Here is a 23,856-nt window from a genome sequence, read left to right on the forward strand (position 1 = left end):
GCTCAGGCGCTCCGGGCCTGCGCCGGATGGCGGCCCTCGGCGAACTCCTCGACGATCTTGGCGCAGAAGGCCGGCAAGTCCTTGGGGTTGCGGCTCGTGACGAGGCCCTGGTCGGTGACGACTTCCTGATCGACCCAGGTCCCGCCCGCGTTCCGGATGTCGGTCTGCAGCGTCGGGAAGGACGTCAGGGTCCGTCCCTTCACGACATCCGCCTCAACGAGCGTCCAGGGCCCGTGACAGATCACGCCGACAGGCTTGCCCTGCTCGAAGAACTCTCGGATGAACGCGACGACCGCCTTGCTCGCCCGAAACGTGTCGGCGCCGACGCAGCCGCCGGGGATGATCAGGCCATCGAAACCCGAGGCGGAGGCCCCCTCGATGATCGCATCGACGGCATAGCGTCCCCCCGGGTCCAGGTCGTTGTTGAACGTCTCGGCCTCGCCGGCTTCCAGCCCGATCACCGTCACGTTGGCGCCAGCCCTCGTCACCACTTCGCGTGGCTGAACGAACTCCGGCTCCTCGGTCCCGCGCGGCGCGATCAGGATGGCGATCTTTCGGCCCTTTAGAGTCATGGTGTTCATCTCGTTCGTTTGGATGGAGGGACTGGCCGAGGAAGGATTCAATGGCCGGACAGGCTTCCAGGCCGTTGGTGATGCTGGAAGCGCAGATCCACTCTGCGATGGTGCCGCGGCTGCGTTACCGGCCGTAGGACGCCCAACTCTTCGCCGGCCGACCAAGGTGGTGGTTGCCGGGTGCCTCAGGCTCGCGGGACGACAGCATCATGTAGGCGCCGACCGAAACCAGGCCCGCCATGGCGCGGAGATCCTCCGATTGACGGGGGTCGCGGGCGATCGCCTCCGCCTCGCGCTGAAGGCGAAGGTTGCATGGTTTCGTCGCCAGCCCGCCATCGGGCGTGCAGGCATCGTGACGGGCGCAAGCGGAATCGAGGGCGTCGATGGGGGCTGCCGGAGCGTTGTTGCCAGGTCCGCAGTAATTGCCGTGTATCAAGCTTGTAGCCGGGGCCGGTGAGGCGATGGCTTGTGCCTGGACTGGAGCGGCAAGGCTAAAGGCGAACGCCATCGATAGGGCGAACCTCTGAATCATCGTAAGCTGACCTTCGGGGGTTCTTGCCACGCGAGGATATGTGCTCGGCGTGGCGACATCGCGATTTTCAATGGGACAAAGTTGGATTCGGGAATGCGGTTCCCGGGCTGTCGTCATGTCGCAACCCAACCGAGTATTGGGGCCGAACGCTTCGAACGGAGCTTGGCAGAGCGGTTTTGACTGTGCACCTCGATCCCAATGGCCGATCAGGCCTTGAGGATCATGGGCACGGTCGATGCGCTCAATGGACCCCCCTGAGCCAGGCCGCTCACCGATTTTTGACCATCCTCGAGCCTGGAACGAACCAAAACCAACGTTGTTCACCTCGAGATTGCATCGAGCCGGAGCCTATGACTTTGCAAGCGCCAGTCCGCTACAGCCCCGACGTCGAACAGGTGAAGGCCGACGAAGGAGTGACGATCGACCAACTCAACCAGACCTTCGACCAGATCCTGCAGACCGTGGCCGAGGATTCCGGACATGCTGTGCGATCGGTGCATGCGAAGTCGCACGGCATCCTGGAGGGCGAGCTCCGGATCGATGGCGGCCTGCCCGCGGAACTCGCGCAGGGCCTGTTCGCTCGGCCCGGGACGCACAGGGTCTACATGCGCTTGTCCACCAACGCGGGCGATATCCTGCCCGACGCCGTCTCCCTGCCGCGGGGTCTCGCGTTGAAGGTCCTCGACGTCCAGGGCGAGCGCCTGGCCGGCGCCGAAGGCGCCACCCAGAATTTCATCATGGTCAATGGCAAGGTCTTCCAAGCCCCGAGCGCCGAGAAGTTCCTCGGAAGCCTGAAGCTGCTGGCTGGCACTACGGACCGGGCCGAGGGCCTGAAGATCGCGGCCTCGACGGTGCTGCGAGGCGTCAACAAGGCGCTCCAGGCCGTGGGCGTCGAGAGCACGACGCTGGCGTCCCTGGGTGGTGCACCCAACGTCGACCCCCTCGGCGAGACCTACTACAGCGTCACCCCGTTCCGGTACGGCGATTACATCGCAAAGTTCTCGGTCGCTCCGGTTGCCCCAGCACTCACCGCGCTGACCGGAAACGAAATCGATGCGTCCGGTCGTCCCAATGCGATCCGCGAGACGGTGCAGTCCGAGATGCGCGGCATCGAGGGCGTCTGGGAGTTCCGCGTCCAACTCTGTCGCGACCTTGAGCGCCAACCCGTCGAGGATCCGACGGTGGAGTGGAACGAGGCGGAGGCCCCCTTCCAACGCGTCGGGCTGATCACCGTCGGGCCGCAGGACAGCTGGGATCCGTCGCGCGTCCAGGCGGTCGACGAAGAGATGCGCTTCAGCATCTGGACGGGGCTCGCCGCCCATCAGCCCTTGGGCAACATCAACCGCGCCCGCAACGCCCCGTACAAGCACTCGGCCGAATTTCGCCAGCGCTTCAATGGATGCCCCATCCACGAACCCGGCGTGGAGCGCTGAGATCCAGCGGCGGGGTCTTGGACGCGATGCACTTGCTTGCGAGATATTAGAGACCGAGCGCACCGAATGCCCGGTCGTTGCCCAGACGGCGTTCCAGCCCCGACGCTCTGACGAGAACCGTACAGGCGCCCCTACGGGATCCCGCTTCGAACAACCCCCGAGGGACCGATCCTATGACCTTCCCCGCTCTGACGGCCTTCTACGCGGCCGTGTTCGCTCTTCTATATGTCGGCCTGTCGTCGTGGGTCGTCGCCGGGCGCCTGAGCGCCGATGTCCTACATGGAGATGGTGGAAACCGAGACTTGGAGAAGCGCATCCGTGCGCAGGGCAATTTCGGGGAGTACGTGCCGCTGGCGCTCCTCCTCGTCGCCCTGTTGGAAGCGGGGGGGGGCAGCCCGACTCTGGTGCGCAGCCTTCTGATCGTCATGCTCGCCGCACGCGTGCTGCACCCGTTCGGAATGTTCGCTCCGAAGAACTCCCCACGGCAATTCGCCTGCCGTGGGGGTGGGATCCTGGCGACCTTCGCGGTCATCGCCGTGGCGGCCATCGCCCTCCTGCTGCGCATCGGCTGAGGAGCGCGGCGGTGGATCAGATCTCGATGCAGATCTTGCCGAAATGCCTGTTGCTCTCTTGGTGTCGGAACGCCGCGACGAGGTCCGCTAGGGGATAGCGCCGATCGACGATCGGACGCAGCCCGCAGGCTTCGATGCCGCGGACCATCTCGATCTGCTGGCGTCGACTGCCGACGAGCACGCCCTGCAGGCGGATCTGCCGGAGCAGGGCCGGTACCAGGGGAAGTGGTCCGGTGACACCCGTCAGAATGCCGATGACGGAGATGTGGCCGCCCACTCGCACGGCGGCCATCGACTGTTCCAGGGTCGCCGGACCTCCCACGTCGAGGACGTGATCCACGCCGCGCCCGTTGGTCAGACGCCGGGCCGTTTCGCCCCAGGTGGTGTCGGACCGGTAATTCAGGACGTGGTCCGCACCCAAGGCGCGCAGGCGTTCGAGCTTCTCCTCGCTGGACGAGGTGGCGATCACGGTGGCGCCGGCGGCCTTGGCGAATTGCAGGGCGAAAAGCGAGACGCCACCGGTGCCCTGAACGAGGACGACATCGCCGCTTTTCAGGCCCGCATCTCCGTGCAGGGCCCGCCAGGCCGTAAGCGCGGCCGTCGTCAGCGTCGCCGCCTCGGCATGGTCCCAGCCCCGCGGCGCGTGGGTGAACGCCATGGCGGAGGCGGTGACGCGCTCGCGGGCGTACCCGTCGATGCCGTCGCCCGGCACGGTCGCGAATCCCTCGACCTGGGGGCTGCCCTCCGTCCAGGTCGGGAAGAAGGTGCTGACCACGCGGTCGCCCACCGCGAAGGCGTCGACCCCCGGACCCAGAGCCTCGACCTCGCCAGCCCCATCCGACATGGGCACGCGCGGCTCGCTCGGCCCCCACATGCCGCTGACCACGGCGTAGTCGTGATAATTGAGCGAACTCGCCCGCAGGCGAACGGTGATCTCACCGGGGCCGGGCTCCGGAACCGGTCGCTCGCCGAAGCCGACGGCGTCGAAGCCGCCGCCGGGTTGAACGATCATCGCGCGGGATGCCGATACCGTCATTCTGAACCTGTCCGTCTCGCCGGCGCGATGCACCGGCCCTGAAGGGGGGATCCACGCCGGTAATGGAGGTCCCGGCCCGGGCCGAGATGGTGGCAGCGGGCTCGACAACTGTCGAGATCGGGTGATCGTGCCTCGATGAGAATGAGTTGCCGATGGCCGGACGCGAAGCAACCCCGGCATTGTCGGCCGTCGTCATTCGCGCTTAAGAACGAGTCTGAACCCAGCCGGTCGGTGCGTCCAGCCCCGACGCTGCCTAGAGGATCGTCATGCGTTCCAAGACCATCCCGTACGCCTTAGCCGCCAGCGTGGCCTTCGCTGTCGCGGCTGCCAACCCGGTCCTGGCCGAGGAGGCGACTACCGCTGAGCAGACCATCAACGTGATGAACAAGCTCTTCGGCAACCATCCCGGCAAGCGTGCCAACCACGCCAAGGGCGTCGTCGCGGAGGGCAGCTTCACGCCCTCGGCCGAAGCCACACGGCTCAGCAAGGCCTCGTTGTTCCAAGGGCCGGCAGTCCCGGTGACAATTCGTTTCTCGGACGCGACCGGCGTTCCAACCATCGCGGATGGCGCAGCCAACGCCAATCCCCACGGCATGTCACTGAAGTTCAAGCTCGTCGATGGTTCCGACATGGACGTTGTCCTGAACTCCCTTGCCTTCTTCCCAGTCGCCACCGGCGAGGAGTTCCGCGACTTGCTGAAGGCCGTCTCCGAGAGTGGACCGGATGCGAAGAAGCCGACGGCCCTCGAAAACTTCGTCGCCACCCATCCCGCCGCTGCCACGGCCGGCGCAACGGCCAAGAGTCCGTCGAGCCTTGCGCGACAAACCTATAACGGTGTGAACGCCTTCGTCTTCGTCGACAAGGACGGCAAGCGCCAGCCGTTCCGCTTCCGGTTCGTGCCCGTCCAGGGCGAGGAGATCCTCTCGCCCGAGGAGGCCGGCAAGCGCGAGCCGGATTACCTGATGGCGGAAATCGGGCCCCGCGTCGCCAAGGAGCCGGCGAAGTTCCGGGTCCTGGCGCAACTTGCTGAAGCGGGCGATCCGACCAATGACGCGACCAAGCCTTGGCCGGACAGCCGAAAGACGGTCGATCTCGGCACACTGACGGTCACCAAAGCCGTGCCAAATAGCGCCGAAATCGAGAAGTCCTTGCTGTTCATGCCGAACGCGCTCACCGACGGCATCGAGGTGTCGGACGACCCTCTCATCGATGCGCGCGTCCAGGCTTATGCTGTATCGTTCGGCCGGCGTTCGCAGTAGCAAATCCAAAGCAAATGGAACGGCTACTTAACGAGCCGTTCCGGCTGCCGGACCGGACGATCCGGTCGGACGGGAGGTGTCCGAGATCCCGGTTCGGGCACCGTCCTGTGTCGCGCCAGAACCCGTCAAACCACCCGCCCCCACGCTGTTCGCGGACGTATCGGTCTTGCCCTGGTCATGCGTCTCCGATCTTGAAGAGGCTGCCTTGTCCTCTGCCGCATGAACACTTCCCACGATACCAGTGAGAAGCGCCGTGCCGAGATAGATTGCACATCGAGATGCTCTCATGATGCGTTAACTCCTGTTCCGGTGATCCGCGCACTTGCTCCGTGTTGTCAACGGAAGCGGTTTGACGACGTTCCCGGGACAGGGATGGCTAAGTGGCCTCCACATCTTCTCGTCCTGTGGCATTTGACTCGGCAGGATTGGCTCCGAGACCTTTCAACGTCCGCTTTGGAGCATCTGGTTTGAAAGCTAGAACGGCCGGGTTGGGTCGGGACCCGTCCGTCCGCTAAACGACCGGGTTGGGTGGGTTTGCGACTGTCCGCTTCCAAGCGGCGAAGGTGATGTAGGGGACGTACCGGAGCTGTCGGATCTCGGCAGTCCGAACCTTCGGCGCGTGTGTGCGAAGCTATTGCAGGGGTCGGCAGAACTCGGCTGCGATCCCATCGAACGCAGCGTGTAGGAAGGAGTCCAGCGGCCGATCCCCGCCCGCCTGGATCCAGTCCTCGATGGCCAAGCGCATGGCGCCGAGCGAGGCCATCGCGAGAAGGCGCAAGGAAGTGCTACGGTCAGGACTCGGCCACCGCTCGACAAGCGTGGCATGCAGTGACTGCTCATGCAGGCCATAGGTTGCCTGCTTACGCGCTCTAAGGGTTTCGCTGGACCGCAGGACACGGTCGATGCCGATGAACTCTTGGGTGCGGAAGCCTGCGGAAAGCGTCAGCAAGGCATCGCGGACCGCATCCACCGGCACCTTGTCGGAAGGCTGGGCCAGGATCGCCTTGTGCAGGGAGGCGCTGAACCCCCGCATCTGCCAATCCAGCAGGATTTCTTCCTTCGACTTGAAGTAGTAGAAGAAGGTCCGACGCGAGATGCCGGCTGCCTCTGCGATGGCGTCGAGCGTCGTCGCCTCGTAGCCGTTTTGGCTGAACAGCCTCAGACCCGTCTCCGCGATCCGCTCAAGCGTCTCCTGACGCTTACGCGCGCGCAGGCCATCAGGCTTCGATGACACGATATCCATGCCCGCGTTCTCGCATGCGATATCGCACTTGCAAAGTCGCACTCAGTGCGAATATGTTTTTGCACCGAGTGCGATTTCGATTTCTTTAAGGGAAACCCGGATGCCTGACTGGACGCTCAGAGACCTGCCGTCCCAGTCGGGACGGGTTGCCATCGTAACGGGGACGGGCGGCCTCGGGTGCGAGGATGCGCTTGCACTGACGCAGGCGGGGGGCGAAGTCATTATTGCCGGGCGCAACGCAGACAAGGGCGCGCAAGCTGTCCTGGCAATACGGCAAAAGTCACCAGAGGCCAGGGTCCGGTTCGAAATCCTCGACCTGGCAAGCCTTGCTTCCGTGACTGCCTTCGCCGAGCGCGTAGCTGTCGATCTCGACTGCATCGACCTGTTGATCAATAATGCCGCCGTGATGAGCCCGCCAAAGCGCAAGGTCTCGAATGACGGCTTCGAGTTGCAGTTCGCCACGAACTACCTCGGACACTTCGCGCTCACCGCCAAATTGCTGCCGTTGCTGCGGCGGGCGCACAAGCCCCGGGCCGTCACGCTGTCCAGTGTGGCGGCCCGTAGCGGCCGCATCGACTTCGACGACCTGCAGGCAGAGCGTACCTATCGCCCGATGGCGGCCTACGGCCAGTCCAAGCTCGCCTGCCTGATCTTTGCGCTCGAACTGCAGCGCCGCAGCGACGCGAATGGCTGGGGGATAACCAGCCTTGCGGCGCATCCTGGGATCTCCCGGACCGACCTGTTACCGAACGGATCAGGTCGCGGGAGCTTCACCGGTATCATGCGGACCTACATGTGGTTTCTATTCCAGCCGTCAGCGCAGGGAGCGTTGCCCACGCTGTATGCCGCATCCTCGCCGCTCGCGACGGGCGGAGGGTACTACGGCCCAACGCGACTGGGCGAGACCCGCGGCGCACCGGGCCCCGCCGCCATTCCAGTCCGAGCTCGGGACGAGGCCGTTGCCGCTCGGTTATGGATCGAGTCCGAACGTCTATCCGGCGCGGTATTCCAGTAGATCCTGGTCATCGAGCGAACCGTCCCGATGATACGTAGCGAAGCATAGGAGCCGCCGGATGCTGGGATCGAAATGGTGGACACCTTTGGCCGCGACCCTGGCTGGGCTGGTGGTGGGGCCGCTGATTGGTCACGCATCTGACAAGACGAAAGATCCCATGCCCTGGACTTTCCTCGGCCATTCCAAAGCAACTCCCACTTGGATGGAAACGATGTCGAACGGCTCGCTCACATTCTGGATCGCCATCGCTGCCGCCAGCGCCGCGTTCGGTGCCCTGTACGGCATTCTGTTCCACGAGGGCCCGGCCGTACTGGGCGTGACGTATGGCACGTGCATCGGCGTCCTCGCCATCGCCTACGAGCGCGGTGCACTGTTCCCGCGGTACACGACCTGCCTCCGGCGCCTGCCCTCCCTGGCCTACTTTGCCGCGGCGGAGATGAGCCTGCTCCTTGTGATCATCGTAGGAATGGGGGTGATGGGCATCGTGGTCCGAGCCCTAGGCCTGACGGACAAGAGCTTGGCGGAGGTCGTGCTACCTCGGCCCCAGGCCGTCATCTACGCGATGGCGGTATCGGCGCTCCTGATCGGCGTATTGCGCATGCGCGACCTCATAGGCCGCAGCACATTCACCAACCTGATCCTCGGACGCTATCACCGCCCGCGCAGTGAGGAGCGCATCTTCCTGTTCCTCGACCTCGTCGGCTCGACCGCCTATGCGGAGAAGCATGGCGACTTCGCGGCGCAGGAACTGCTGAAGGACGTGTTCGAGACGATTGCCGAACCGGTTCGCCACCATCGCGGTCAGATCGACGACTATATTGGCGACCAGGTGATCATCTCCTGGCCACTGATGCGCGGCATCGAGCGGGCCAGGTGCATCGATTGCGTCTTCGCGATCCAACGAATGCTCCGCGATGACGGCGACCGATGGATCAGGAGATTTGGGCTCGTCCCGGAACTCCGCGCGGCGCTCCATGGCGGCAGTGTCGTCACGGCCGAGATAGGGATCGACAGGCACAAGATCGCTTACTTCGGCGACGTCATGAACGCGACCGCGCGACTGGAAGGCCTGTGCCGGGAGACGAAGCGGTCCGTGCTGGTCTCGGAAGCCGTCCTCTGCAGGATACCCGTGCTGCCGGACGGCATCGAGGCGGAGGCCTTGGGGCAGCATGTCCTGAGGGGGCGTAGCGGGGAGATAGTCGTGCACGCCCTTGCCGAACGGCGAAGGTTCGCGGTCGTCGGCAAGGACGTTGTTCAACACCATCATGGGCGCGGGGTTGCAGCTTCCCCTCGCTTGTCTTGAGCGAGGCGTGCCGTAAGCGCCGCGGGATGACAGATCAACGTCCATCCCCGACCCTGAAGGCGTCCGACGAAAGCTACAAGGCTCCCGCCCGATTAATCTGCCGCCAAACACCGTGAGACGTCCATGACCATCAATGCCGATATACCGATACGGTCGAACGCCTTGCTGGAACCGGTCACACATGGCTTCAGCCGCCGCCGGTTCGGTGCGACGATCCTGGCGGCGGGTGCCGGAGCCTGGTTCTCGTCCCTGTCGGCGCAGGCGCTGCCGGCGTCCGAGGAAGCCCGGGTCATCGACTTCGAATGGGTCGATCCCACACGCAACCGTGCGGTCCCAGCGCGACTGTACTGGCCGGCCGCCGCGACCCGGAAGGGACCGGTCCCATTGATCGTCTTCTCACACGGGCTCGGCGGCTCCCGGAAAGGCTACAGCTATCTGGGCGAGGGATGGTCGACGCGCGGGACCGCGAGCCTGCACATCCAGCATGTCGGCAGCGACCAGACGCTGTGGGCAGGCAATCCGATTCTTCTCCTCGACCGCCTCGACGGTGCTGCGGACGAGCGCGAGGCCATCGAGCGGACGCGGGATGTGAGCTTCGGCCTCGACCGCCTGCTCCACCGTGACAATCCCTTCCATGCCGCCATCGACAGCAAGCGCATCGTCGCGGCTGGCCATTCGTATGGGGCGAACACGACCCTGATCCTGACCGGCGCCCAGGTGATCCGCAACGGGAAGCCCATCGGGTTCCGGGACCCTCGCTTCACGGCGAGCATCGTCATTTCGGCGCCCCCCTTCTACGGCGAGACCGACCTCGCGGCGGTCCTTGCCTCGGTCGATGTCCCCACCCTCCACGTGACCACGACGGAGGACACAATCCGCATCCCCGGCCGTTTCTCACCGGTCCAAGACCGCATCGACGTTTTCAACGCCATTCCAACGGCACGGAAGGCCCTCATCGTGTTCGAGGGCGGCTCGCACAGCGTCTTCACTGACCGATCACTCAGGAACGGCGGGCCGCTGAACCCCTTGGTCAAGCGCGCGACGATGGAAGCCTGCTTGGCGTTCCTCGATATCGTCCATCGCTCCGATCCCGCTCCGATGGAGAATTGGAATGCGATCTGGAAGCCAATCCTGGCCGCAGCACCGATGCCATTTCAAGTTCCGGTCAGGCAAGCGGATCGTAGACGTCGGGCCTGATGCCCACGCCGCATCACCGCCGACGAGGTTGCTGGAGCAACCTGCTCAACGGCTGGGTTGGGTAATTTACGGTCGGGCAGCTTTCAAGTGGCGATGCGTGAGAGTGAAGTGTTGGGCGCTTAGGAAGGGTTCAATCTACGCTGCAAATGACCAGCCGCCCGTCGCGTTCACCGGCTAATCGATGCATCTTCGGGCGATGATGGGTGGGCTGCGCAGCCTCGTCCCGGGCGGTCTGCCCGCTGATCGGTTCATCACCCGCTTAGGCAGCCACTGCCGCGAGGCTTCTGATGGCCTTGGCATCTCGAACGGGAGGCAACCCGAACATGCGACCATACTCGCGTGTGAACTGTGGGATGCTCTCGTAGCCGACCGCGAACGCGGCACCGCTCGCCGACAGGCCTTCCGAGACCAGCAGCCGACGCGCCTCGATCAGGCGCAGGTGCTTCTGCAACTGCAGCGGTGAGAGCGAAGTCACAGCCCGGAAGTGCTGATGAAACGAAGACGGGCTCATCCCGGCCGCAGCGGCCAGCCGCTCGACCCGAAGCTGACCGGCGAACTCGGCACGGAGTATTGCGACCGCGCGGGTGATCCGCTCCACGTGGCCGTCTGGCCAGCCCAGACGGCGGATGGCGGCCCCGTGGCGTCCCGCCAACAGCCAGTAATGCATCTCGCGCACGAGCTGCGCACCCAGCACCGGAAGCGACGCCGGCCGGTCGAGGAGCCGCATCAGGCGCAGGGCCGCGTCGGCGGTCTCCGCCTCGGTCTGATCGACCCGGACCGGCACGTGATCGGCTCGCGTCTCGGCCGGCATTTGCGCGGCCAGGTCGGCGATGACCGCAGGGTCGAGCTCTAGCACGAGTGAGAGGTAGGGGGCCGCGGCGCTGGCGCGGGTGATCTGGCTCACCGTCGGCACGTCCGCCGTGATCAGGAGGGAGTCACCGGCTCCGAACGCGAAGTTTCGCGTGCCCACGGTGACGTGCTTGCTTCCCTGCAGAACCAGACACACTAGCGGCCGCCAGATGTCATGGAGCAGTCCGCTGGGGATGGTCGCGCGCACGGTCGAGAGACCCGGAACGGAGGTGACGGCCACTCCGGTGGCGCTGTGGTGGGCCTCTGCGTAACGGCGCACGGCTGCAAGGAGGGGCGTCATGGAAGGAAAGTGTAGGCGATTGCCCGCAAGAACGCATCATCCTTCGTAGGATCAGGCAAGAACTTGAGAGGTTCCGGTAACACGCGCTGGATCTGGAGCGGCATACCCGGCTAGCCCAACGAACGGAGCCGTCCCATGACCAAGATCGCCCTCGTCACCGGAGCCAGTCGCGGGCTCGGCCGCAACACCGCGCTCAGCATCGCCCGCCACGGCGGCGATGTCGTCCTCACCTACCACAGCCGCGCAGACGAGGCCGAAGCGGTCGTCGCGGAGATCCAGGCAATGGGCCATAAGGCGGTCGCGCTGCAGCTCGAAACCGGCGACGTCGGCGTATTCGCCACCTTCGCCGAGCTCCTGCAGGCGGCCCTGCGCGAGACCTGGGGCCGGGACACCTTCGACCACCTTGTGAACAATGCCGGCCATGGCGACTACGCCCTGATCGGGCAAACGACCGAGGAGCAGTTCGACCGGCTGGTCGACGTTCACTTCAAGGGCGTCTACTTCCTCACCCAGACCCTGCTGCCACTCCTCGCGGATGGTGGTCGCATCGTGAATCTCTCGTCGGGCCTGACCCGGGTCTGCTTACCCGGCTACGGTGCCTACGCCGCCGTTAAGGGCGCGGTCGAGGTAGTGACCCGCTACATGGCCAAAGAGCTCGGAAGCCGGGGGATCGCGGTGAACACGGTGGCCCCTGGCGCCATCGAGACCGATTTTGGCGGCGGCGCTGTGCGCGACAATGATGACCTCAATACGCTCTTCGCAGGTCTCACAGCGCTCGGCCGCGTCGGCGTGCCGGACGATATCGGACCGATGGTCGCGAGCTTGTTGACCGAAGAGAACCGCTGGGTGAACGCGCAGCGCATCGAGGTCTCCGGCGGCCAGGGCATCTGACAGCACTGCGGGCGTCACGGCGGGCACGGCCAGTCCGAGGCGCCCCCCCTCCCGACATGGCGGGACAGGAGGGCCTATGTTTGACCAAGGGGCCTCGCGAGCTTTCCCTGTAAGGAGCCCGCGACTCTGCCGTGGCGAAGCGCCGTTCATGCTTGCCAACCCTGAACCTCGGCACCGCCGAACACGACCTGGTTGCGGAGGGGTGGTCGGGATAAGCTGTAAAGGAGGTTCTCGCTGCCACCGCTCACGGCATCGAGCGCCGCGGCATGCTCGGCCGAGAGAGTGAGACCGAGCGCTGCCACGTTGTCGGTCACCTGCTCGGCCCGGCTCACCCCTAGCAGTGTTGAGGCGACACCCGGTCGTCCGACGACCCAGGCCAAGGCCACGCGGGCCGGCGTCTGGTCCGCCTCCTCGGCGACGCGCCTCAAGACGTCCACGATCCGCCAGTTGCGGTCCGTGAACAGCATGTCCCCGAAGGGATTGTCGCCGTCGAGCCGCTTGTCTCCCTCGGGGCGCGCTTGGTCATTCGCGACTCCTTGGTTCGGAACTCCCCCGCGCCGCGCAGGGCCAGCCTCGACCTCGGCACGGTCGTACTTTCCCGCCAGCAGGCCATAGGCGAGCGGGCTCCACGGCACGAGGCCAAGGCCGAACGCTTGTCCCAAGGGGACGTGCTCGTTCTCCACCCCGCGCTCGACGAGCGAGTAGAAATACTGCAGCCCGATGGGCACGGGCTGGCCGCGCAGCCTCGCCAGCGTGGCGATCTCGGCTACGTACCAAGCCGGCGTGTTGGACAGGCCCCAGTAGCGGATCTTGCCTGCCCGGATAAGGGCCGTCATCGTCTCCAACAGTTCCTCGGCCGGCGTAATGCCGTCCCAGACGTGCACCCAGTACAGGTCGATGAAGTCGGTCCGCAGGCGGGCCAGCGACTGCTCGACCGCCGCCCGGACGTGCCGTGCGCCGTTGCCTCCCTGGTGCATGCCCTGGCCCGTGGCAAAGCCGGACTTCGTGGCGATGACTAATCGCTCCCGGAGACCACGCTCCGCCACGAAGGCACCGACCATCTCCTCAGACCGGCCGCCTGCGTAGACGTCGGCCGTATCGACGAAGTTGCCGCCGAGCTCGGTGTAGCGGTCGAACACCGCGCGGCTGTCTGCCTCGTCCAAGCCCCACCGTGGCGTGCCGAAGGTCATGGTGCCGAGCGCGAGAGGGCTCACGAGGAGCCCGGACCTGCCGAGAGCGCGATAGGAGTGGAGGGTCATCAGGAAGCTTTCTGTCACGAGCATGCACGGAGCGGGTCTCCCTTCAACGGCCCCGGGGGGCCGGGAGGGAGTTCCCGGGGTGAGCAGGGCGAACATGGACCGTAACCAGCATGCGGATTAGACAGGGAAAGCCGCACGGGTTGCTGAAGGATTCTCAGGAATGGATCGCGATCTCTGGTCGGGGCTCGCTGTGTTCGCCGCCATCGTCGAGGCCGGCAGCTTCGCGCGGGCAGCGGTGCGCCTCGGTCTTTCCGCCTCCGCCCTCAGCCACACCATGCGTGCTCTCGAAGGAAAGCTCGGCATCCGTCTCCTTGAGCGGACCACGCGCTCACTCGCTCCGACGCAGGCGGGTGTTGACCTCCTGCAGAGCCTCCGCCCGGCCCTGGCCTCTGTCGAAGGGGCGCTCGGCGCGCTGGCCATGAACCGTGAGCGGCCCGCCGGCCGCATCCGAGTGAACGCGCATCGGCCAGCGGCCGTGCACGTCGTCCTCCCGCGTCTGACGCCGTTCGCCGCCAGCTACCCCGACGTTGCAGTGGAGCTCGTGGTCAACGACGGGCTCGTCGACATCGTGGCCGAACGCTTCGATTGCGGGGTCCGGCATGAGGGCGAACTGCAGCGTGACATGATCTCGGTACGGATCAGCGACCCCGTGCCGCTCGTCTTCGTGGCCGCGCCCGCCTACCTCAAAAGCAACGATGCCCCACAAGCGCCCGATGACCTCGGCCGGCACCGCTGCCTCTGCTACCGCTACACCTCCTCGGGCACGATCCACGTCTGGGAGTTCGAGCGGGACGGACATCGGTTCGGGCGTGCGGTGCCTGGGTCCTTCGTCACCAACGACGTCGACGTGATGCGCGACGCCGCGGACGCCGCCCTCGGTGTCGCCTGCCTGCCGCGGCCGCATGTGGAACGACAGATGGAGAGCGGCGCGCTCGTCGAGGTCCTCGCGGGTTGGGCACCGGTCCTGCCGCCGAACCACCTCTACTATCCGAGCCGTCGACAGCCCAGCGCGGCATTCCAAGCCTTCGTCGAAGCCATGCGCATGTGAACGACCCGATGCCCACTTCCGCCCCGATCTTTCCCGTCCAGCCTCCCTCGGCTCTATGACTGCTTTCGGGCGGTACTCGCAGTGACTGTTACGTCTGGGTTGGGTCGAGTTCAGAAGGTCTGCTTACGGCCGGCCGTGCATAGAAGCCGACGTCGCCCTCACGCCTCGGGTGATCCAGTTCTGCCTTGGAGCCTGACCACTTACGGGTGCCCGTATGGTCCGTGGCAGACGCCATACGGGCGACCATCAGGTCACCGAGGTGGGTCCCCCCCGCGAAGGAGTGGGTCCTCGTATCCGAGACCGGCGCCAACGGCGTCGACCCGAAGGTCAGGACGACGATGCCCCCTTATCGCGAGGACGGCACGGTCGCGGCGGAAGGCTAGGCGGTCGCCAGGGTTTGGTTTCTCAACCTCGCCAAGCGCTTCATCGCGCACCGCGAGCGGCTGGGACAACTCTCCGGAAGTGGCGTCTCCGCTCCGTCGGGGGTGTGGAAACTCGGCCGCTGCGGATCGCGGTGAGCGTCCGGCGATGCGTGAACGGGTGTATCCTTACCGTACCGACCGGAGGCTCACTTACAGCGACAGGGTTGGGACGTAGCTGGATGCAACGTCCCGACCCTCGCTCATTCATGGCTTCAAGGGCGGATTGTCAGGATGGCCAAGCCTGTCTGCCGGACCCGCCGGGCAACCGTTGTACGGTCGTGTTCATGACGCGCATGAGAGTGGAGCCGTGGCGAGCTCAGCTCTTCTTCTGATAAGCCTTGATGGCGGTTTGGCACCCGGGCGACAGCTTCGACATGTTCTTCTGGAAGCAAGCCTGCGTCTCGGGACCGTCCGTCGGCGGCAGGCCCGCGCAAAAGGTCGTGAAATCGCCGGCACACTGTTGCTGCAGGACGGCCTTCTCCTCTGGTGACATGGGAGCCGCCAACGCGGCGCCTGTCATGAAAGTGGCGAGCGCGATGCCCAGCCCGAAACGTACCGACATGATTGATCCTACCGGCATCCGGCCAAACCCGGGTGCGGGTTCCAGAACGCATCCGGCTGCTTGGCAGTTGCACCCGCAGCACGTGGTAGGCCCTCGAATCGACCAGGGCTGCGAACCGTCGAGGGGAGACAAACCACGCCACGCAGGCCTAACTTGCACTAGACCCAGCCGTTCTTCCGGAAGCGCCAGTACAGGACGGCACAGGCCGTGAAGATGCCTCCGAGGACGACGAAGTAGCCGTAACGCCACTTCAGCTCCGGCATGACCTCGAAGTTCATGCCGTAGATGCCGGCGATGGCGGTCGGGACGGCGAGGATGGCGGCCCAGGCCGCGAGCCGGCGAGTAATGACCGTCTGCTGGGCCTGGCCCAGCATCAGGCTGGCCTCGAAGGCGAAGGCGAGCACCTCGCGCATCGCGTCGATCTCTTCCTGGACGCCGCGCAGGTGGTCCGAGACGTCACGGAACAGGGGCTGCATCTCCTCGTCGATGGCGACCATGTCATCGTGTTCGAGCTTCCGGCAGACCTCCACAAAAGGGACCACGGCGGAGCGCAGGCGCAGGAGGTCGCGACGCAGCAGGTACAGGCGCTCGACCTCGGTCGGGAGGAGCTCACGCTTGAGGACGCGGTCCTCGATGGCCTCCACCTCGGCCATGACGGTCTCCATGACCGGTCGGTAGTTGTCGACGATGAAGTCGAGCACCGCATGGAGGATGTAGTCCTCGCCGTGGGCGAGCTGCCTGGGGCAGGCCTCGGTCTTCTCCCGCACGGGTGCGTATGAGGCCGATGCGCCGTGACGTATGGTGACGATGTAGCCCCGGCCGACGAAGATCTGGGTCTCGCCAAGCGCGATGCGCCCCTCGACCAATTGGGCCGTGCGCACCACCACGAAGAGGCCCTCGCCGTATCGCTCGACCTTGGGGCGCTGGTGGGCGTGCCGGGCGTCCTCGATGGCGAGGCGATGCAGGCCGAACTGGGCCTGTACTTGCTCCAGGAGCTCCATCGAGGGCTGGTAGAGGCCGATCCATACGACGTGATCGGGCCGGCGTGACCACTCCCCGGCCTCGTCGATTCGGATGTCCGCGATCCGGCATCCGCCAGCGTAGACCCCGGACGCCACGACGCCTGGGACTTCCCCGCTCCCGGTGGCGACGCTCGTAGCCTCAGGGATGAGTTTGCCTGTCGATGTCGACGGGGATCTGGCATTGCCCATCCCGTCCCTGGGCGCCACGCCGAGGCTCATGCCGCACATCCTTCGTGAGGGACATCGCCATCCTCGGCTTGTTCCGTCGTGTTCATCCCTGCCGCCCTGAGTTCCCTTTCGGCGAGTAGCCAGAACTGCATGTCGAGCCCTTCCGGCCTGTGGTTCCGGTCCCAGAGCTCATAGGCACGCTCGCGAATGCGCTCGAAGTGGACCTGGTTCGTCGTCGTCATCCTATCCCCCCTCCCCCTCAGTCTTCCGTCGCCGGTCCAGCCACTTCGTTTGCCGCCGCTTCCTTCCCACTTCGTCCGAGGCGTCTTCGGATCGTGGATCGTGCCGCGTCGACGGCGAGCGTGGCTGCCGCCAGCGTCCGTGGCTCCGTCGTCCGCCTCATCGCGTGCCGGGCGACGCTGGCGGCAAGGTCGTCCGTTTCGGCCGCCATCCCTTCCAGCTTGCACGCATCGGTCTCGCTGCGTGCATTCGAGCGGATCTCCAGCAATCGCAGGGTCGCCACCTCGATGCGCTCGCGCCGGATGCGTCCAACCCGCTGGCGTAGCCATGCCACCACCGATCCAAGGCCGCCGCCGAAGATCGCCACGAGGTAGATCCAGCTCTCGTAGCGCTCGATGAAGCTCTCCTGCTCGCGCTCGTAGTAGTCGATGGCGCCAGGATGAATGGGCAGTCGCGCGCTGGTGGCGCCCACCGTGGTGTCGTAGGCCGGATGGGTGACATCCTCCGCCGCGGAGGTCGCCTCGGCGAGGAGTGAGCGCATCTCGAACAAATGCTGGGTCACCTCGGCGGCGATGCTGCGCGACAGGGTCGCGCGGGCCATCAGCCGATAGGAGGCGCCCACCGTCGCGATGTCCTCCGCCGGTAGGCGCGGCTCGCCGTCGAACAGTCCGGCTGGGACGGTGACGGCCTGGAGGCGCGGCATCCGGGCCAGGGTCGCCGGGATATCCGAGATCCCGAACAGCGCCGCCTCGCGATTCCCGTCCGCATCCCGGATGAGCCCCACGATGCGTTGGGCCGCCGCCGATATCGGCGTGGTCAGAAGGATCACGGCGTCGATGCGCCTGGCGGCGAGGGACGCGGGAAGGTCCGCCTCTTCGACGGGCACGAGGGACACCGCCTTCGGGGATGCGCCTCCATCGGGAGCGTTGTTACGCACCTCCAACCCGTGGCGCTCCATAAGGCCGCGCACCAGGGCATGGTCGGCCGTGCGGGGAGCCAAGATGCCGAGCCGCTTGCCGGCAAGGCCGGGGAACGCATCGATCCCGGCCTTGCGAGGTGCGACCACGAGGGTCGCCTGCTCGCGCAGGACAGCCAGGGTGAGCCCGTTGCGCGGCATCAGGACGTCCGGCCGTACCACGGCGAGGTCTGCCTTGCCGTCCTGCAGCGCCTCGGCACTCTCTCGGACCCCTCCGAAGGGAACGAGGGTCAGCCGGATGGAGGCCTTGCCCTTGGTCAGCGCCTCCGCGTAGGCACGCAGCAGCGCCGGCTCTCTGCCGCCGTTGGGCGCGACGGCGACGACGAGCGTGGTCGGATGCGTGAGGTAGGCATAGGCGAGGCCGGCGATGGCCAATGCCAGGACCGGCGCGCAGAACCATGCCACGCGCCAAGCCAGCGAACGCTTCCCGTTCAAGTGCACATCCCCCCAAGCGGCCTTTGGCCTTCCGGGCAGAGGTGGGCAGATGACGAGCCCCTTGCGAGTGAGCGTCGCCGGATGCCCGTAAATTTCATCGGAATCCTCATGGGACACTTATGCGGAAGCCCCGGGCTCCCGCTCGAACCCTTATGCGGGTGGGTCCAGCTTATGGGGGCGGTCCACCGATGGATCGCGCGAACCCCAGCCGTTCCATGCCCGTCACCATTCCGGTCGCCGCCATCGTTTCCGAGGCGGCCCCGTCCCCATCGACCCGGTTCATCGTTGGCCAGGACCCCCAGGGGCACTGGGTCGCCATGGAGGTCCATGGCCTGGGCGGGGGCCTGTTCCGGACCCGGCATGACGCGCTGCACTACGCAACCGACGTCACCGACCATCGCCCGGATGCGGTCGTAGTCTCGACCGACCGCGTCGAGCTTCGGCTGTGACATGAGTGCCGTCGCGCATACGACCGGGACTGGCGCCCGGCGTCTCCGGGCGCGGCGGGCCCGTCATCTCGTCACGCGGTTCCTCGCCACGGCTAGCGTTCTCTCGCTCCTTGCCGGGACCGCCTGGGCGTCGGGCCTTCCCGCTCCCGGGACGATGCTGACGCTCTGCCTCGGCTGGCCGGCTGTGGCGTTGATCCACCACTTCGCCGTACGGGGGCTCCGGCGGCGAGAAGGCCGCGCCACGAGAGGACGTGGGTTTCACCGTTCCCGGCATGCAGGCGTACCCATCCAGGATCGAAGACGATGAGGATCGCACATGAGGAGATCGACCGGATCGCGAGCGAGATCGCGTCGGCCCATCGCGCCGGTCGGGTGAGCCGTGACGCCGGTCTCCATCGCCTGGGCGGAATGGCCGACGCCGAGGAGGTGCAGGAGGCCATCCTGCGCATCCTGGGTGATGCCCAGATCGGCTACGCGCTCGGCGCCACCAGCGCCGCGACCAGCCGACTTCTCGGTTGTAGCGAACCGGTGGCCGCCCCGCTCATGCAGGGAGCCATGCTGGAGGACGGCACCACCTTCCTACTGCCGCAGGGGACCATCGGCGCCGGGGCGGGGTTCTGCTTCGTCCTGGGGCGTCCCTTCGAGTGCCCGGCGGATGGGGCGGCCGGCGAGGACGAGGCTGCCGACGCCTGCCTCGCCTGCCATCTCGAACTGCACCTCCTCGGCCGGCGGGTTTCCCCATGGCACACCTCTGAACGCCTGCACGGCGACGGCCGATCTGGGCCTCGACGTCATCCACGTCATCGGGCCCCGCGTACCGGACTGGCGCGCGGCCGACCTCGCGGCAACGGCCATCTCTTTGAGCCTCGACGGCCATACCGTCGCCCGGGGGCGCGGGGCGGATACCTTCGGGACCCCGGTCGCCGGCGTTGCGTGGTTGGCCCGGCGTCTCTCGAACCGTGGTCGCCGCATCGAGGCCGGCGAGATCGTGGCGACGGGCAGTTGCACCGGCTTGGTCCAGGTCGTCCCCGGTCAACGGGTTCGCGCCGAGTTCCAGAACCTCGGCGCGGTGTCCCTCGGCCTCATCTGACAGGAACGCCGCCCTGCATGAGGGCGTAGAGGGCGGCGGCGTCCCGGGCCCCGCGCATCGCGTCCGCGGTCTCGGTCTGACGCAGGCGCCGGGCGGCGCAGGCGAGCGCGTTCAGCTGTGTGCCCTGGGGCGCTGCCGGGAGAAGCAGGAGGAAGACGAGGTCCACGGGACGCTCGTCGACCGCGTCGAAAGCGATGGCCTCGCGAAGGCGCAGGAACAGGCCGCAGGGGCGATGGACCGTATCAAGTCGCGTGTGCGGCAGCGCGATGCCGTCGCCCACGCCGGTCGAGCCGAGGCCCTCGCGCTTCTCAAGCGCGAGGCGGACCGTCATAACATCTAGGCCGAAGGCATCCCCGGCCCGCCGGGCGAGTTCATCCAGAAGCGCCGCCTTGTTGGATACGCGCACCCCGACGGCCACGTTCTCCGGCGATACGAGTTCGCCGATGGTCATGCCGACGGGCCAGGTTTTACGGGGACAGGGACGTTCACAGCGTAGGCTCCGGCGAATGGAATTGGGTGGGGATGGCTTCGTCTCAAGCTGGCGTTCCGGTCACGAGCGCCCCTCAGACCCGAAGATCGTCTTCCGGTGCACGCAGGCGATACCCGACGCCGGTCTCGGTCAGGAGGATGCACGGACGCTCGGGGTCGGCCTCCAGCTTGAGGCGGAGCTGGCGCATGTAGACGCGCAGGTACTGCGGGTCGGACGAGGTCGAGACCTCGCTCATGAGCTGGGCGTGTGTCAGGGCCTTGCCGGCATGCTGGATCAGCACGCGCAGGAAGTCGTACTCGCGCGGGGTGAGCTTCACCTCGGCGCCGCGCACCCGGACGAGACGGCGCACCAAGTCGACGCTGAGGCCGTCGACCTCGAACAGCGCGCGCTCGCCCTGGACCGCAAGTTGGTGGCGCAGGGCCGCGCGAATGCGGGCCAGGAGTTCGCCCATGCCGAAGGGTTTCGTGACGTAGTCGTCGGCCCCGAGGTCGAGTGCCTCGACCTTGCCCGCCTCGTCGTCGCGGCTCGACAGGACGACCACCGGGAGGTCGCGGTGGTCCTGTCGGATGAGGCGCAGCAGGTCGTGGCCACGCATGTCGGGCAGGCCAAGGTCGAGGATGATGAGGTCGACGGTCTCGCGCGACAGGACGTCGAGGGCGGCGCGGGCGTCCGGCGCATCGAAGATCTCGTAGCCCTGCGTGGCGAGGCCCATGCGCAGGAGCTTCTTGATCGGTGGCTCATCGTCGATGACGAGGATGTTCACGCTCATGCGGCGAGGTCCGCTTGGCTGCGTCCCGGAAACGGGACGGGCAGGATAATGGTGAAGGCGGCGCCGAGGCGGTCGCCGCGGTTGCCGGCGGTAAGCGTGCCCCCCATGGCCTCGACGAAGCCACGGGCGATGGCGAGGCCGAGCCCCGTCCCGGCCCGGACGCTGTCGGACTTGCGGACCCTGTAGAACTTGTCGAACACGCGCTCCACGTCGGCCGCGGGCAGGCCGTCGCCCTCGTCAAGGACCTGGAGCCGGACTTGGCCCTGCTCGGTTACGCCCCTGACGGTGACGGTGGAGCCCTCGGGGGCATACTTCGCGGCGTTGTCGAGGAGATTGACCAGCACCTGTTCGAACAGGACGGGATCGAGCCTCAGGGCCGGCAGGGTGGTCGGGAGGTCCAGGTGCACCCGGTGCCCGGAAAGGATCGGTCCCAGTCGGCGCAAGGCGGTGTCGACGCTCTCGCCGACGTCCTGCGGGGTGAGGCTCGCGGCCACGGCACCCGCCTCCAGCCGTGTCATGTCGAGGAGGTTGACGATGAAGCGGTTCAACCGCTCCGATTCCGCGATGATGGTGGCGAGGAGGTCGACCTTGGCGTCGCGGGGCAAAGCCTCGTCGAGGTCGCGCAGGGTCGTGGCCGCACCGAGCACCGAGGACAGCGGGGTGCGCAGGTCGTGGCTGATCGAGGTAAGAAGGGCCTGGCGGAGGCGGTCGGTCTCGGCGGCACGCTCGGACCGGTCGAGGTCCTCCACCAGGCGCACCCGTTCGATGGCGAGCGCCGCCATGTCGGCGAGCGTGTCGAACAGGCGGCGGTCCTCGGGCGAGAGGATCGGCCCAGTGCCGTCGGCGTCGAGGCCGATCACGCCGACGATGCCGCGCCCCGTGCGCATGGGCAGGAACAGGCGCTTGGCGCCGGGCAGGGTGTCGGCGGCCCTGCCTGCCGGCCGTTCGTTATCGAAGGCCCACTTGGCTGCACCAAGATCGGCGGCGTCGAGGGTGTCCTCGGGCGGGAAGCCGGCGCGGACCGAGACCGTCCCTTGATCCGGAAGCAGGATCACCACGCGGACCCGGAGCATCGCGGCGATCTGGGCCGAGGTCGCCCAGAGCACGTCGTCGAGGGTGCCGCAGCCGGCGAGCTTGCGGCTGAAGCCGTAGAGCTGCTCCGTCGCCCTGGCCCGGCCATGCGAGACCACCGCCTCGCGCCGGGAACGGGATGCCAGATTGGAGACGGCCACGGCGACCACCGTGAACAGCAGGAACGCGGCGACGTTGGTCGGGTCGGTGATGGTCAGGGTGTAGACCGGCGGCAGGAAGAAGAAGTTGTAGGACAGCGAGGCGGCCAGGACCGCGGTGAGCGAGGGGCCAAGCCCGAAGCGCACTGCCACCGCCACCACCGCGGTCAGCAGGATGAGGTCGGCGTTCTCGACGCCGAGATAGGGCTGCAACAGGAGCGCGAGCCCGAGCGCCAGGGCCGTCGCAGCCAGCGCCAGGCCATAGTGGCCTGGAATGAAGGCGCGCGCGGAAGGCGCCGTGGCCACCGTCTTCGGTGGGACGGGATCGGCCTTGATCGCCTCGCCGGTGATGACGTGGATGCTGATGTTGCCCGAGCGCCGGACGATGTCGTGCACCACCGAACCGTTGAGGAGCTCGAACAGCGGCGACCGGTCGGCCTTGCCGAGGATGATGTGGTTGACGTTGGTCGAGCGGGCATAGGCCAGAATGTCGTCGGCCACGCGCCGTCCGCCCGGAATCGTCACGGCATCGCCACCGAGGCGGTCGGCGAGGCGCAGGGTGTCGGCGATGCGGTCGCGCGCGGCCTCGTCGAGGGAGAGGCTGCGGGGGCCCTCGACCGTAATGGCCGTCCACGGCGCGTGCAGCCGGTCGGCGAGCCGCTTGGCATGACGCACGAGCCCGGCCGAGCGCGTATCCTCGCTGACGCAGACGAGGACGCGCTCGCCCGCCCCCCAGGGGCCCGCGATGGCGTTGGCCCGCATGTGGCTCAGGAGTTCGTCGTCGACGCGGTCGGCGGTGCGGCGGAGCGCCAGTTCGCGAAGGGCCGTGAGGTTGCCTCGGGAGAAGTAGTGCTTCAGCGCGCGCTCGGCGTTCCCCTTCACGTAGACCTTACCGTCGCGCAGGCGCTGAATGAGGTCGTTCGGGTTGAGGTCGACCACCTCGATGTCGTCCGCCCGGTCGAGGACGCCGTCGGGTACGGTCTCCCGCACCCGGATGCGGGTGATCTGGGCGACCACGTCGTTGAGGCTCTCGACGTGCTGGATGTTGAGGGTGGTGTAGACGTCGATGCCGGCGTCGAGGAGTTCCTCGACGTCCTGATAGCGTTTCGGGTGGCGCGAGCCGGGTGCGTTGGTGTGGGCGAGCTCGTCCACCAGTGCCAGAGCCGGCCGGCGGGCAAGGAGGGCATCGAGATCCATCTCCTCCAGGACGGCGCCGTGGTACGGAACCGCACGGCGCCCCACAATCTCGAAGCCCTCGACCAGGGCCTCGGTCTCGGCACGGCCATGCGTCTCGATCACCCCGACGACCACGTCCGTGCCAGCCTTGAGACGTGCCCGTCCGACGGTGAGCATCTCGTAGGTCTTGCCGACCCCAGGCGCCGCCCCGAGGAACACCTTGAGCCGGCCGCGATGGCCCTCTTCCCGGCGCGCGGCCTCAAGCAGTGCGTCGGGCGAAGGGCGGTCGGGATCGTGATGGGGCGTCGACATGGAGCG

The 23,856-nt window shown here is 66.8% G+C and carries 23 protein-coding genes; 10 read left to right on the plus strand and 13 right to left on the minus strand.

Annotated features, from left to right (window positions below; all coding sequences use genetic code 11):
- Positions 1-2: 2 nt before the first annotated feature.
- Together ASF60_RS03925 and ASF60_RS03930 are read right to left on the minus strand one after the other, a co-directional pair.
- On the minus strand, positions 3-572 hold the full coding sequence (locus ASF60_RS03925) for a DJ-1/PfpI/YhbO family deglycase/protease (RefSeq protein WP_056180931.1): 570 nt from the start codon (positions 570-572) through the stop codon (positions 3-5).
- Positions 573-696: 124 nt separating this feature from the next.
- A complete protein-coding gene (locus ASF60_RS03930) occupies positions 697-1,101 on the minus strand; it encodes a hypothetical protein (protein WP_443136725.1) in 405 nt (134 codons plus the stop codon).
- A gap of 353 nt (positions 1,102-1,454) precedes the next feature.
- Here ASF60_RS03930 and ASF60_RS03935 point away from each other — a divergent pair, with 353 nt between their 5' ends.
- Both ASF60_RS03935 and ASF60_RS03940 read left to right on the plus strand, forming a co-directional pair.
- The gene (locus tag ASF60_RS03935) at positions 1,455-2,537 is read left to right on the plus strand and encodes a catalase family protein (RefSeq protein ID WP_056180713.1); all 1,083 of its coding nucleotides are present in this window, start codon (positions 1,455-1,457) and stop codon (positions 2,535-2,537) included.
- Between the two features lie 173 nt (positions 2,538-2,710).
- Complete coding sequence (locus ASF60_RS03940) at positions 2,711-3,109, plus strand: MAPEG family protein (RefSeq protein WP_056180716.1); 399 nt, start codon at positions 2,711-2,713, stop codon at positions 3,107-3,109.
- Positions 3,110-3,125: 16 nt separating this feature from the next.
- Here the strand turns inward: ASF60_RS03940 and ASF60_RS03945 are convergent, their stop codons facing one another.
- Positions 3,126-4,145 carry a zinc-dependent alcohol dehydrogenase family protein gene (locus tag ASF60_RS03945; RefSeq protein ID WP_056180719.1) on the minus strand — a complete coding sequence of 340 codons (1,020 nt, stop codon included), beginning with the start codon at positions 4,143-4,145 and terminating at the stop codon, positions 3,126-3,128.
- Between the two features lie 266 nt (positions 4,146-4,411).
- Between ASF60_RS03945 and ASF60_RS03950 the strand changes: the two genes are divergently transcribed.
- Positions 4,412-5,404, plus strand: a complete 993-nt coding sequence (locus ASF60_RS03950) for a catalase family peroxidase (protein ID WP_056180721.1) — start codon at positions 4,412-4,414, stop codon at positions 5,402-5,404.
- 631 nt (positions 5,405-6,035) lie between these two features.
- Here the strand turns inward: ASF60_RS03950 and ASF60_RS03955 are convergent.
- Complete coding sequence (locus ASF60_RS03955; RefSeq protein ID WP_056180724.1) at positions 6,036-6,647, minus strand: TetR/AcrR family transcriptional regulator; 612 nt, start codon at positions 6,645-6,647, stop codon at positions 6,036-6,038.
- Between the two features lie 100 nt (positions 6,648-6,747).
- On the opposite strand from ASF60_RS03955, the gene ASF60_RS03960 reads away from it, so the two are divergent.
- The 3 genes from ASF60_RS03960 (at position 6,748) to ASF60_RS03970 (ending at position 10,162) form a co-directional block, all read left to right on the plus strand.
- A complete protein-coding gene (locus ASF60_RS03960; protein ID WP_056180727.1) occupies positions 6,748-7,662 on the plus strand; it encodes an SDR family oxidoreductase in 915 nt (304 codons plus the stop codon).
- A gap of 58 nt (positions 7,663-7,720) precedes the next feature.
- The gene (locus ASF60_RS03965) at positions 7,721-8,965 is read left to right on the plus strand and encodes an adenylate/guanylate cyclase domain-containing protein (RefSeq protein WP_244478319.1); all 1,245 of its coding nucleotides are present in this window, start codon (positions 7,721-7,723) and stop codon (positions 8,963-8,965) included.
- A 123-nt stretch (positions 8,966-9,088) separates the two neighbouring features.
- Positions 9,089-10,162 (plus strand): alpha/beta hydrolase family protein, encoded by a 1,074-nt coding sequence (locus ASF60_RS03970; RefSeq protein WP_156633835.1) that lies wholly within the window; start codon positions 9,089-9,091, stop codon positions 10,160-10,162.
- Positions 10,163-10,421: 259 nt separating this feature from the next.
- Here ASF60_RS03970 and ASF60_RS03975 read toward each other — a convergent pair whose 3' ends face one another.
- Positions 10,422-11,312, minus strand: a complete 891-nt coding sequence (locus ASF60_RS03975; RefSeq protein WP_056180729.1) for an AraC family transcriptional regulator — start codon at positions 11,310-11,312, stop codon at positions 10,422-10,424.
- A gap of 135 nt (positions 11,313-11,447) precedes the next feature.
- Between ASF60_RS03975 and ASF60_RS03980 the strand changes: the two genes are divergently transcribed.
- Positions 11,448-12,203, plus strand: coding sequence for an SDR family oxidoreductase (locus ASF60_RS03980; RefSeq protein WP_056180732.1), 756 nt, complete (start codon positions 11,448-11,450; stop codon positions 12,201-12,203).
- 146 nt (positions 12,204-12,349) lie between these two features.
- Here the strand turns inward: ASF60_RS03980 and ASF60_RS03985 are convergent, their stop codons facing one another.
- Positions 12,350-13,486: an aldo/keto reductase gene (locus tag ASF60_RS03985; RefSeq protein ID WP_244478320.1), complete on the minus strand. Its 1,137-nt coding sequence runs from the start codon at positions 13,484-13,486 to the stop codon at positions 12,350-12,352.
- 136 nt (positions 13,487-13,622) lie between these two features.
- Between ASF60_RS03985 and ASF60_RS03990 the strand changes: the two genes are divergently transcribed.
- Entirely contained in the window at positions 13,623-14,510 is an 888-nt protein-coding gene (locus ASF60_RS03990; protein WP_056180734.1) for a LysR family transcriptional regulator, read from the plus strand.
- 738 nt (positions 14,511-15,248) lie between these two features.
- On the opposite strand, the gene ASF60_RS03995 is transcribed toward ASF60_RS03990, so the two are convergent.
- The 4 genes from ASF60_RS03995 to ASF60_RS04010 form a co-directional block, all read right to left on the minus strand.
- On the minus strand, positions 15,249-15,494 hold the full coding sequence (locus ASF60_RS03995; protein WP_056180737.1) for a hypothetical protein: 246 nt from the start codon (positions 15,492-15,494) through the stop codon (positions 15,249-15,251).
- Between the two features lie 158 nt (positions 15,495-15,652).
- The gene (locus tag ASF60_RS04000) at positions 15,653-16,612 is read right to left on the minus strand and encodes a magnesium and cobalt transport protein CorA (protein ID WP_443136723.1); all 960 of its coding nucleotides are present in this window, start codon (positions 16,610-16,612) and stop codon (positions 15,653-15,655) included.
- 119 nt (positions 16,613-16,731) lie between these two features.
- The gene (locus tag ASF60_RS04005) at positions 16,732-16,926 is read right to left on the minus strand and encodes a DUF2934 domain-containing protein (RefSeq protein WP_056180740.1); all 195 of its coding nucleotides are present in this window, start codon (positions 16,924-16,926) and stop codon (positions 16,732-16,734) included.
- A gap of 17 nt (positions 16,927-16,943) precedes the next feature.
- Positions 16,944-18,335: a TAXI family TRAP transporter solute-binding subunit gene (locus ASF60_RS04010; RefSeq protein WP_443136724.1), complete on the minus strand. Its 1,392-nt coding sequence runs from the start codon at positions 18,333-18,335 to the stop codon at positions 16,944-16,946.
- A 215-nt stretch (positions 18,336-18,550) separates the two neighbouring features.
- Here ASF60_RS04010 and ASF60_RS04015 point away from each other — a divergent pair, with 215 nt between their 5' ends.
- Both ASF60_RS04015 and ASF60_RS04020 read left to right on the plus strand, forming a co-directional pair.
- Positions 18,551-18,784, plus strand: a complete 234-nt coding sequence (locus ASF60_RS04015; RefSeq protein WP_056180742.1) for a hypothetical protein — start codon at positions 18,551-18,553, stop codon at positions 18,782-18,784.
- Positions 18,785-19,439: 655 nt separating this feature from the next.
- On the plus strand, positions 19,440-19,874 hold the full coding sequence (locus tag ASF60_RS04020; protein WP_056180745.1) for a fumarylacetoacetate hydrolase family protein: 435 nt from the start codon (positions 19,440-19,442) through the stop codon (positions 19,872-19,874).
- On the opposite strand, the gene ASF60_RS04025 is transcribed toward ASF60_RS04020, so the two are convergent.
- The 3 genes from ASF60_RS04025 to ASF60_RS04035 all read right to left on the minus strand — a co-directional run bounded on the left by ASF60_RS04025 (position 19,867) and on the right by ASF60_RS04035 (position 23,850).
- Complete coding sequence (locus ASF60_RS04025; RefSeq protein ID WP_056180748.1) at positions 19,867-20,325, minus strand: PTS sugar transporter subunit IIA; 459 nt, start codon at positions 20,323-20,325, stop codon at positions 19,867-19,869. The two genes, ASF60_RS04020 and ASF60_RS04025, sit on opposite strands and share 8 nt — an antisense overlap.
- 112 nt (positions 20,326-20,437) lie before the next feature.
- Positions 20,438-21,133: a response regulator gene (locus ASF60_RS04030; protein WP_056180751.1), complete on the minus strand. Its 696-nt coding sequence runs from the start codon at positions 21,131-21,133 to the stop codon at positions 20,438-20,440.
- Positions 21,130-23,850, minus strand: coding sequence for a sensor histidine kinase (locus ASF60_RS04035; RefSeq protein ID WP_056180754.1), 2,721 nt, complete (start codon positions 23,848-23,850; stop codon positions 21,130-21,132). Before ASF60_RS04035 ends, ASF60_RS04030 begins: the two co-directional genes overlap by 4 nt.
- Positions 23,851-23,856: the final 6 nt, after the last annotated feature.

It is taken from the genome of Methylobacterium sp. Leaf113 (genome assembly GCF_001423325.1).
In the GTDB taxonomy this organism is placed as follows: Bacteria; Pseudomonadota; Alphaproteobacteria; order Rhizobiales; family Beijerinckiaceae; genus Methylobacterium.